Source organism: Streptomyces sp. NPDC002785 (assembly GCF_040295565.1).
Classification (GTDB): domain Bacteria; phylum Actinomycetota; class Actinomycetes; order Streptomycetales; family Streptomycetaceae; genus Streptomyces.
In genome coordinates, this window is the sequence record NZ_JBEOVN010000235.1 from 1 (window position 1) to 10,312 (window position 10,312).

5 protein-coding genes and 1 pseudogene are annotated in these 10,312 nt (G+C 68.8%); 2 read left to right on the forward strand and 4 right to left on the reverse strand.

Annotated elements, in window-relative coordinates; translation table 11 throughout:
* Positions 1 to 229: 229 nt before the first annotated feature.
* Positions 230 to 1,309, forward strand: a complete 1,080-nt coding sequence (locus ABTZ94_RS33120) for an NAD(P)H-dependent amine dehydrogenase family protein (RefSeq protein WP_351206431.1) — start codon at positions 230 to 232, stop codon at positions 1,307 to 1,309.
* Positions 1,306 to 1,785, forward strand: a complete 480-nt coding sequence (locus ABTZ94_RS33125; RefSeq protein WP_351206433.1) for a carboxymuconolactone decarboxylase family protein — start codon at positions 1,306 to 1,308, stop codon at positions 1,783 to 1,785. Before ABTZ94_RS33120 ends, ABTZ94_RS33125 begins: the two co-directional genes overlap by 4 nt.
* 54 nt (positions 1,786 to 1,839) lie before the next feature.
* On the opposite strand, the gene ABTZ94_RS33130 is transcribed toward ABTZ94_RS33125, so the two are convergent.
* The 4 genes and pseudogenes from ABTZ94_RS33130 to ABTZ94_RS38070 form a co-directional block, all read right to left on the reverse strand.
* The gene (locus ABTZ94_RS33130) at positions 1,840 to 3,483 is read right to left on the reverse strand and encodes a GMC oxidoreductase (protein ID WP_351206434.1); all 1,644 of its coding nucleotides are present in this window, start codon (positions 3,481 to 3,483) and stop codon (positions 1,840 to 1,842) included.
* A 176-nt stretch (positions 3,484 to 3,659) separates the two neighbouring features.
* Positions 3,660 to 6,089, reverse strand: a complete 2,430-nt coding sequence (locus ABTZ94_RS33135) for a GTPase-associated protein 1-related protein (RefSeq protein WP_351206435.1) — start codon at positions 6,087 to 6,089, stop codon at positions 3,660 to 3,662.
* A gap of 444 nt (positions 6,090 to 6,533) precedes the next feature.
* Positions 6,534 to 8,864: a M9 family metallopeptidase gene (locus ABTZ94_RS33140; RefSeq protein WP_351206436.1), complete on the reverse strand. Its 2,331-nt coding sequence runs from the start codon at positions 8,862 to 8,864 to the stop codon at positions 6,534 to 6,536.
* 1,353 nt (positions 8,865 to 10,217) lie between these two features.
* Positions 10,218 to 10,312: pseudogene (locus ABTZ94_RS38070) on the reverse strand (DUF7873 family protein); the annotation flags it as partial.

Consider the following 10,312-nt stretch of genomic DNA (forward strand, 5'->3'; position numbering starts at 1 on the left):
GCGAGAGGTCTACCGCCACCTCACCAGCGCATTCACCGGCGCACCCGGGCCGTCTCCTGCAGCTTGACGATCTATAGAAGCTTCAGAGTCAAGCTCAGCTCGTGCCGGAATTGCTGGAACGGCACGCTGTCCGGGAAAGCCCACTCATCGCCTCGCTACGCACGAGCGATTGGAATTCTTTCCGGTCATGCCACTATGAACTGATGCGCCCTCTCGCTACCCTCCGCGCATGATTTCCACGGTTGTCTGGGGTACTGGCAACGTCGGCCGCGCGGCGATCCGTGCCGTCGATGCCCATCCGGCGCTGACGCTCACTGCCGTGCTCGTCCACAACCCCGACAAGGTCGGCCGCGACGCGGGCGACCTCGGAGGTCTCGACCGCGGTCTGGGGGTTGCCGCGACCGACGACATCGACAGTGTGCTGGCCGCCGGTCCCCAGGCGGTGGTGTACGCGGCGTCCGGCGACATCCGCCCCGACGAGGCCCTCACCGACATCATCAGGGCCATCCGGGGCGGAGCCGTAGTCGTCACCCCTGCGGTGTACGCGCTCTACGACCAGCTGGGCGCCCCGCCGGAGTTGCGGGATCCGGTGCTGGCTGCCATCGCCGAGGGCGGCGGCTCGCTGTTCGTCTCCGGTGTCGACCCCGGCTGGGGCAACGACGTGCTGCCGCTGCTGATCAGCGGACTCGGCACCACCGTGGACGTGATCCGCTGTCAGGAGATCTTCGACTACTCCACCTACGACCAGGAGGACTCGGTCCGGTACTTGGTCGGCATGGGACAGCCGATGGACTATGAGCCGCTGATGCTCGCGCCGACGGTCCCCACGATGGTCTGGGGCGGCCAAGTGCGGCTGATGGCCAGGGCCCTCGGTGTCGAACTCGACGACATCCGCGAGACGTTGGACCGGCGCCCTCTTGAGAACATGGTGAGTACCAGGACGATGGGCGAGTTCGAGGCGGGCACCCAGGGCGCTGTCCGGTTCGAGGTGCAAGGCATCGTCGCGGGCGAACCCCGCATCATCATCGAGCACATCACGCGCATCCATCCGTCCTGCGCACTGGACTGGCCGACGCCGCCCGACGGCGACGGCGCACACCGGGTGGTCATCGAGGGCCGCCCGCGCATCGAGGTCACGGTCGAGGCCACCGACGAGGGCGAGAACCGGTCCGCGGGCGGGAACGCCACCGCAGTCGGCAGGCTCGTGAGCGCCATCGACTGGCTTGTGGGCGCGGAACCCGGACTTTACGACGCGCTCGACGTCCCACTGCGCCCCGCAGTCGGCAGGCTCGGAAGGAGACAACGATGAACATCGATATCCCCGAAGGCAAGGATGCGATCGAGTACGTGTGGGGGGAGATGATCCCCGGGATCGGGATCGCCGCCGCGAATTTCTCGATGTCGGTGTATGCCCACACGACCCTCGGACTACGCGAGTTCGAGGCCGCGCGGTTGCGGATCGCACAGATCAACGGGTGCATCTTCTGCCTTGACTGGCGGACCGAACGGGACGGAGCGAAGGTCGAGGAGGAGTTCGCCGAAGCGGTGGCCCAGTGGCGCACCACTGATGCCTTCGACGACCGGACCCGGTTGGCCGCCGAGTACGCCGAGCGGTACGCCCTGGACCACCACGGCCTCGATGACGAGTTCTGGACTCGGATGACCGCGCACTACAGCCAGCCCGAGATCGTGGAGCTGAGCATGAGCATCGGCTCGTGGCTGGCGTTCGGCCGGCTCAACCATGTGCTGGGCCTCGACACCGTGTGCGCGCTGCCCGGGCGCTGAAGTGGTCCGGGGCCGCTCGGTGAGCCCGCCCGGCCCCGGGCTTCGATCTCATCGTTACAGGTCGGCGGCGATGATCTCTTCGACGTTCCGTTCGGCGAGCGCGGTGATGGTGACGAACGGGTTGACACTGGTGTTGCCGGGGATCAGCGAGCCGTCGATGACGTACAGGCCGGAGTAGCCGTGGAGGCGGCCGTAGTTGTCGGTGGCCTTGTTCAGCACCGCGCCTCCGAGCGGGTGGTACGTGAGGTGATCGCCCCAGATCTTGTAGGTGCCGAAGAGGTCGGTGCGGTAGATCGTTCCCTCCGTCTTGTTGATCTTGTCGAAGATCGTCTTGGCCGCGTCGATGGACGGCTGCTTCCAGGAGGTCTGCCAGCTCAGATCGACCTTGCTCGTCGCGGCGTTCCAGGAGAACTCGGCTCGGTTCGGGTTCTTGGTGATCGCCAGATAGAACGAGGCGTACGTCTCGATTCCGGTGGGCAGCGGCGCGACCTCGGCGAACGCACCACCAGTGGCCCAGTTGTCGATGCCGCCCGTGGGTATGGACGCCTGGACCTTGCCGGTCGGGTCCCACAGGTGGTTGGCGCGGCCGCACATGACGTTGCCGTTGTCGCCCCAGCCCTTGCCGATCTCGTCGTTCAGGCGGGGCAGCGCTCCGGTGGCCTTCAGCGTGACCAGCAGCTTGCTGGTGCCGACGCTGCCTGCCGCGAAGAACACCTTGTCCGCGGTGACGGACTTGGTGGCCGTGGTGTCCCCGTTGGTGTCGATCTGGTCGATGACGACGGTGTAGCCGCCACCGGCCGCCGGGGCGACCGAGGTGACTTTGTGCAGTGGAGAGATGGTGACCTTGCCGGTGGCCTTGATCTGGGCGATGTAGGTCTTCGGCAGCGACTTCTTACCGTAGTTGTTGCCGTAGAGGATCTCGCCGTCCAGCGCCGATCTGGGGACGGTACCGGCCACCTCCTGCTTCATGTAGTCCCAGTCGTACACGGCGGGAACGAAGACGAACGGGAAGCCGGAACGCTGGGCTTGCTTACGGCCGACCCGGGCGTACTGGTAGCACTCGGCGGTCTCGAACCAGGCCGGGTCGATGGTGTTGACCCCGAGCCCGGCGTTGGCACGCGGGTAGTAGATGCCGTACATGTCGTCGGCGTTCACCGACGGGAGGATGGCGCCGAAGTTCTCGCGCTTGGGAGTGACCGCCATGCCGCCGTTGACCAACGAACCGCCTCCGACACCGCGCCCCTGATAGACCGTGATGCCGCCGAATTCCTCGGCGTCCAGGATCCCGGTGTAGCGGGAGATGTTCTTGTCGATGGGGAAGCCGAGGAAGTTGCTGAGGGGCTGTTTGGTTTTGGTGCGGAGCCAGTAGGACCGGTTGTCCGGCTGGGTCGTGTTGGCGAAGATCTTGCCGTCCGGGCCGGGCGTGTCCCAGGCCATGCCCATTTCGATCATGTGTACGTCGACGCCGGCCTGGGCGAGACGCAGGGCGGCGACGGAGCCCCCGTATCCGGTGCCGATCACCAGGGCCGGGACATGGGTCCCGGAGTCGATCGGAGCCGCAGTGGAGACAGCTTTCGCCTGAGCCGAAGCGGCGTGGCCGATGAGAGCCATGGCTCCCAGAACAGAACTGGTTCCTGCGATGAACCTTCGACGCGAGACGCTCTTGGATCCAGCATCATGCATGGTGGTGTCACTCATGTGGCGTCCTTCACTCTCGACAGAGTGAAACAGGTTCTACTGTCGATTGCGCGCAAAGTCACTGCATACTTATAGGTAACTTCTGCCTGATCGCGGACTCCGGGCAGCACGGTCCGGCACAACTGACGCCCGCGGGTTGCCCAAGGACTCGCGACCTCTTGATGTCCTGAGCTCGGCTACGACCGCCGCACCCGTGCCGTCAGCCTGCTGCCGAGCCGTCTGCCGAAGCCGCCCGGCCGGTTCCACGCCCGGAACGCCTCCGCCGTGCGACTGCTGCCCGTACGCTGGGCGGCCTCCTCCACGGCCGCCACCTCACCGGCGGCCAGTCCGCGCACCACAGGCCGCAGCACCTCCTCCAGCAGCGCCGCCCGCGTCTCGCTCCAGGCGCGGCCCGCATGCGGGTGTGAGCTCCAGACGGTGAAACAGTCGGCCGCATAAGCCGGTTCGGCCCGCAGCCGGGCGAGGACGGTGTCATGGCGGGCGGCCTTGCCGTAGGCCGCGATGAGGTCCGCGTCGTCGCTGTGGACGAACGCGTACAGCTCCGCCTCGGGGCGGTCCGGGGCGAGCAGTTGCCGCGCCAGGGCGCCGAACGCATGGTCACGTACGCCCGGTTCTACCGGTTCGGCCCCGGCGCACAGCTTCCGGGCCCGTTCCGTCCAGCCGGGCTCCGCCGTCCCCGACCGCAGCTCCCGCGCGAACTCCAGGAGCAGCAGGGCGCCGCGCGCCCGCGTGTCGATCTCCTGCGGGAAGCCGCGCAGCAGCTCATGGGCGAGTTCGGGGGCCTCCTCGTCGTCCGCGGGAGCGCCGAGCGCCGCCGCGACGAGAGCGGACCACGTACCGGCCGTACGGTGCGCGTCGGAGGTGGTCCCGCCCAGCAGCTGCCGGGCCTCGCCCGCCGTGGGCGTGTCCTCGCCCCACACCAGACCCACCGCGGTCCGCAGCACCAGCGGTTCGGTGAAAGGTGACATGCCACCGGCGCGGAGCACCGTGTGCAGCACCTTCACCCGGTCGCCGCCGCCCGCCCTGGCGTCCGGTGCCGCAGCGCACATCCGCAGATGCGGCAGCGTCTGCGTCCCGGTGAACGGCAGGGCGACCCCGGTCAGCAGCCGCTCCGTTCCCGCCGGATCGTGCGGGGCGATCCGGTCCAGTTCGCCCAGCAGCGCGGTACGGACATCGAACTGTTCGTCCAGGAGGCCGAGCAGCACCGGCGCGCAGTCGGCCGCCCCTTCGCCCAGCAGGGACCGGGCCATCCGGCGTACGACATCGGGGAGCAGGTCCGCGCAGTCCATGTCGAGCAGCCGCGCGATCCGCAGCAGTTGCACGGTGCGCGCCACACTGGGGCCGGGCATGGTGGGCGCGCCGGTGGCGAGCTCGGTACGCAGGTCGTCGCCCAGGGCCGTGACGAGCGCGGCGGCGGCACGCTCGCCGGCCGGTCCGACGAAGGCCGCGCGCGCGGGCGGTTCGAGTGTGACATTGCCACCGCGTACCGCCTCCGTGACCAGCAGAGCGGCGAGCGATGCGGTTGTGGCGGCGGGGGACCGTCCGTCGAGGGCTGTCAACAGCCGTGCCACACAGGACAGTTCGTGGGTCGTACGGTCGATGCCGGGAGCGGTCAGTGCGTCGGTCAGCCGCCACGTTTGCTCCTCGTCCAGCGCGTACGGCCGCTCGGCTGCCCAGTCGGCCGCCGCGGCACGTTCGACGGGGCCGAGCGCGATGCCCGCGCAGAGTGCCGTGACCGCGAGGGGTCCGGCGGCGAAGGGTTCGCCGGGCAGCTCCGCCGCCGCCCGGAACAGTTCCGGAGACCGACTCCGCCAGATCCGGGCGCAGGTCTCGGCCCAGGCGTCGTCCACCGGTCCCTCCGGGCGCGGCCCGGAGCAGGTGTGCACCCGCAGTCCGTTGTGGGAGCCGTTCGGTTCCGGTGCGTCCCCCGGCAGCACTCCGACGACCCGGTGCGGGGACTGCGCCGGACGGCGGGTGTAGGTCGTGAAGGTCAGCTGCTGTGCGTCCTTTGGCGGGAGTACGGCTGCGGCCAGAGCGATCCACCGGGCCACATCGGCGCTCTGCCGCTCCACGAGAACCACGCGCGCCGACAACGGCTCCTCGCTCACCCGGCGCAGGTCGGCGAAGACCGCCGCCAGCCAGGGGCTCCGGGAGACCGCGAAGTCGTTCAGCGCCTCCGGCCCGAAGGCGGCGGAGGCGGGCAGGGAGGCCATTCGGCCGGGTGTGCCGCCGTCCGGTGTGGTGGAGGACCAGTTCGGCGACCGCCAAGCCGTGATCGCCGGCGCGTCGCCCGGCAGCCGGGTGCCGGCCGGGAGATGCACCGCGTGCGCGTGGAAACGGCCGGCGCCGGGGCCGCCGAGCGCCACCGTGCGGCTCAGCAGGTGGCTGCCGTCGGACAGTGCGCTGAAGCTGAACACCTCGGGAAACGAACGGAGTTCGGCGGTAGTGGGGTGGTACGGGGCCCCGCTCGGCGGCTCGTAGCCGAGAAGCTGCTCGGCCTCGGCCAGCACCGGCGTGGGTATACCGGCACTGACCGCCGTGAACCGTGCGCCGCCCCCGTCGTCCTCCGCAGAGGCAGAGGTGTAGTGCAACTGCGCGAGGCTCATACGTCGGCCCTCTTCGTCCTTGCCGCGAACGTCCCCGTACCGTCAGCACGCTCGCGTCGTGGGCCGTCCGTCGAGGGCAGGCCGTCCGGGCGCAGCGACGACCCCGGCGGGGAGCGTTCCGCAATCGCGGTAGCGACGCTATCAAGGCGCACCGCTCCCGCATGCTCCTGCCGAAAGGTCGCCCGGATGTGGATGGGGGTGCCGGTCGGGCGGCCGCGCCGCGCACCACCGCGCCCCGCCGCCGGGCCTGGTGGGCTCGGGGCGGGGCGCGGTGGTGGGCAGCGTCAGGGCCCGGGCGTCAGGAGGCGCGGGCGGTGATGCCAAGGACGATCAGCAGGGGCTTCGGGGAGACGCTGCGCGAGTTCTCCAGGCACTGGGTCTCGGCCTGGACGGCGTCGCACTCGCGCTGGATGCCGGTGTGGGAGGGTTCTCCGGTGGAGCGGCCTACCGGTACTGCGTGGTGACGCTCACGCCGCTGAAGTCCTGCTGTCCGGCGGCGAGGCTGAAGTAGACCCAGCCGGAGGGCGGGTTGTTGATGGTCAGCGTCTCGTTGTTACCGGCGTTGGTGGACTTCGCCTGGTACGAGGTGGTGGTGGCCCAGCTGGTGCCGCCGTAGTACAGGTCGGCGTTGCCGGTGCCGCCGGTGCTGGTGATGGTCAGTTGCTGGACGCCGGCCGGTAGGTACAGGAAGTGGTGGCTGTAGTTGCCGGTGGTGGCCGCGAGGTTGTCCCGGCGGCAGTTCTTGTCGAACTGGCGCGGGTCGGCGATGGTGCAGAGCGGGGTGGACGGGCCCTCCGGCAGGGGGCCGCAGTCGTCGGTCGCGCAGGTGGTCGTCAGCCAGGTGGCGAAGTCGGCGTCGTAGCGGGTGCCGATGGTCTGCTTCAGGAAGGTGCGGGCACCGTTCCAGTCACCGGTGCGGTACTTGCCGAGCACGGTCTCGATGTCCGCGGGGTGAGCCTGCAGCATGTAGCGGACCGCCAGGAAGCCCCACCGGTAGACCCTGGCCGAGTTGACGTCGGGGTCCTCGTCCTGCCCGTAGACGGTGTCGAACAACTCGCTGAGCTTGTAGGTCTTCTTGCCGGCCTCGGCGATCGCGCCGGCGTTGCGCTCCTGGCGGTAGCCGTACGAGACGTTCTCGGCGATGCCCTCGACCCACCAGATGGTCGGTGTGGTCTGGCTGGCCTCGAAGTCGCCGTACATGTTGTAGCGGCCGTCGAGGTAGTGGGTGTACTCGTGGTTGAGGTTCCAGATCTCGAACTTGGGGCGCAGCCAGGACGCCTCGTGGGCGATGAAGCGGGCCTGGTTGCCCGACTTGGACGGGTCGCCCTCCTCGTACATGCCGCCGTTGTCGACGTCGATGTCGTAGATGGCCCAGGCGTACAGCGAGTACTGGGTGTAGTCGTCGAAGACGACGACCTCCAGGTTGGTGTTCACGTCACCGGGGATCGCGCCCTTGTCGCCGATCACCCGGTGGAAGTAGTTGTCCTGGTTGATCAGGCTGGTGCAGGTGGTGGCCAGCTGTCCGGGGGACATGTCCTGGGCGCGGATCTTCAGGTCCGGGGTGCAGGTCTTCTGGATCGGCAGGACCAGCGGGAGTACGCGGCTGCCGAGGTCGCAGATGGCGTAGGCCTCGCAGTTGCCCTTGTCGTACTGGCGCGTGGCCCAGCCCAGGTTCATGGTGATCGGGGCGGTGGGGCCGACGTTCGGGTAGCGGTTGATCAGGTCCTTCAGCAGCGGCCGGACCCGGTCCTTGAGCTCGGGGACATCGAGGGCGTAACCGAGGAAGCGGCCGATGTTGCTGACGACGTCCCAGTGGTTCAGCTGTGCGTCGTTGCGGATGACGAAGTCGGCCCAGGTGTTGAGGATGGCGGGGTCGGCCTTGAGCGCGGCCCGCCAGCCTCGGCCATCGTTCTTGGCATTGAAGCCGTTCTCGACGACGCGCTCGGCGTTCTCGAGGGAGAGGGTCATCCGGCTCGGCCAGGTGGCGTCGTAGCCGGCGAGCAGCCACTTGACGACGCCGGCGTACCGGCCGGCCTCGTGGGTGCTGTCGATGAGCGTGACGACCTCGTTGAGGGTGTCGCCGTTGGCGTCGGTGATGTCCTTGCTGTGCGGGGCGGCGAAGAAGGCGTCCAGCGCGCCGCGGGCCGAGGTCTGCAGCGCCGTGCCGTAGTCGCCGACGACGTCCCCGTGGTTGTCCTGCACGTAGTAGCCGGCGCGCAGGAACATCACCAACTGGCCCACGGAGGTGCTGTTGTCGCCCGGGTAGGTGGCGGAGGCGTCGCGCAGCGCGTTGGCGACGGTCACCATCTGGGGCTCGCGGAACGTCTTCCCGGCGTCGGTCCCGGTGAGCTTGAACAGCGGGTAGGTGCAGGTGACTTCGGGGAGGGCCTTGAGCTGCTGGATCAGCGCGCTGCCCGTGGCGTTGATCACTCCGGACAGGTCGCCGCATTCGTTCCCGTCGGCGGCGGCCGAGTCCTTCTTGCCGGCCTTGACGGGTTCGGCGGTCGGGGCGGCGGTCGGGGCGGACTCTTCGAGGGAGTCCTGTGAGGAGACCTTGAAGCCGGAGCCGTCGGTCGTGGCGTCGGGCGACTTGGGGACCGGGATCGACCGCGGCGCCGAGGCCGCGGGTCCGGCGGCGTTGGTGCCGGCCGGGGCCGCGGCGCCGACGGGGGTGGCCTGGCTTTGCGGTGTGAACAGGCCGAGCGCGATGAAGAAGGCTGCGCCGAGCGCAGGGAGTCTTCGCGCGTTGGCTGTTGATATCCGGGGTGGGCGCATGTGCGGGGGCCTCCGGGGCCGTCGTGGCCGCACGTTGGAGCATGCGGCCTACTGATGTGTGACATGTAAAATGGCACACGCTGCATCGCGCGGAAAGATTCCGGATCGGATTGCCACCCGTCGCAACCGAAACGTTGCAAGATCGGCGGTGTGGGCAGGGCGCGCACGGGGGGATCTACGACTGGGCCCGCATCGCGATCCGGCCCAGCGGGGAAGACGGGTTCGGGCGCTGGGTGCTTCGGGAACTGCTTGCCCGGGACGGTACACAGCGCCCGTACGCCCGGCTCCCGATGAGCATCGCGATCCGCCCCGACCCGGCGCGCGGCAAGGACCCGCCCAGTGCTCCCCCATCACACCGATGGCCTACACACCGCCGGCCCCTCCGGTCGTTGGTCGTCTTCGGATTGATGAATCCCCCGTGGGCGCCCCAATCCGGGCCCAAGGGTTTTCCTGCCTACAGGAGTTACTCGGTGAATCTCAAGACTCTCTCCGCGGCCGCCGCCGTTCTGGCGCTGGCCGGTCTCACCAGTGCGACCACGGCCAACGCGGTGCCCGGCACGGTCTCCGGCGACGGCGGCGACCGCATCGGCGTCCTCAAGGTCAACGGCGACGCCTACGTGAAGGAGGGTGGCCTCAGCGCCACGTGGGTCAAGGAGCACGACAACGTCAAGCAGGTCGCCCTGTCCGGCGACCGCATCGGTGTTCTCACGGGTGATGGCGTCGCCTGGGTGAAGGAGGGCGGCCTCAGCGCGACCTGGGTCCGGGAGGCCGACGACGTCAAGCAGATCGCACTTTCCGGCGACCGCATCGGCGTCCTCAAGGACAACGGCGACGCGTACGTCAAGGAGGGCGGCCTCAGCGCCACTTGGGTCAAGGAGTCCGACAACGTCAAGGAACTGGAACTGTCCCGAAACCGCATCGGCGTGGTGAAGGGCAATGGCGACGCGTACGTGAAGGAGGGCGGCCTCAGCGCCACGTGGGTCAAGGAGCACGACAACGTCATCGGCATCGACCTGGCGGGCAACCGCATCGGCGTCCTCACCGGTGACGGCGTGGCGTGGGTGAAGGAGGGTGGCCTCAGCGCGACGTGGGTCAAGGAGCGCGACAACGCCATCCAGCTCGAACTCTCGGGCAACCGCATCGGCGTCGTGACCGACAGCGGCGACGCGTACGTGAAGGAGGGCGGCCTCAGTGCCACGTGGGTCCACGAGTACACCCACACCATTCAGATCGCCCTGTCCGGCAAGCGCATCGGCGTTCTCAAGGGCGACGGCGACGCACGGGTCAAGGAAGGCGGCCTGAGCGCGACGTGGGTCCTGGAGGCCGACAACGTCGCGGAGCTGGCGCTGTCCTCTGTGTCCAGGCTTCGGAGGCATCGAGCACCGGCAGCTTGCGAACAAAGGTATTGATGTCCGTCAGCTGCTTCTCCAGGAAGAGCAGATACGACA

What these genes read in the sequence shown, in the direction of transcription:
- ABTZ94_RS33120 (WP_351206431.1), top strand. Translation starts at nt 230, where the DNA reads ATGATTTCCACGGTTGTCTGGGGTACTGGCAACGTCGGCCGCGCGGCG.
- ABTZ94_RS33125 (WP_351206433.1), top strand. Translation starts at nt 1,306, where the DNA reads ATGAACATCGATATCCCCGAAGGCAAGGATGCGATCGAGTACGTGTGG.
- ABTZ94_RS33130 (WP_351206434.1), bottom strand. Translation starts at nt 3,483, where the DNA reads ATGAGTGACACCACCATGCATGATGCTGGATCCAAGAGCGTCTCGCGT.
- ABTZ94_RS33135 (WP_351206435.1), bottom strand. Translation starts at nt 6,089, where the DNA reads ATGAGCCTCGCGCAGTTGCACTACACCTCTGCCTCTGCGGAGGACGAC.
- ABTZ94_RS33140 (WP_351206436.1), bottom strand. Translation starts at nt 8,864, where the DNA reads ATGCGCCCACCCCGGATATCAACAGCCAACGCGCGAAGACTCCCTGCG.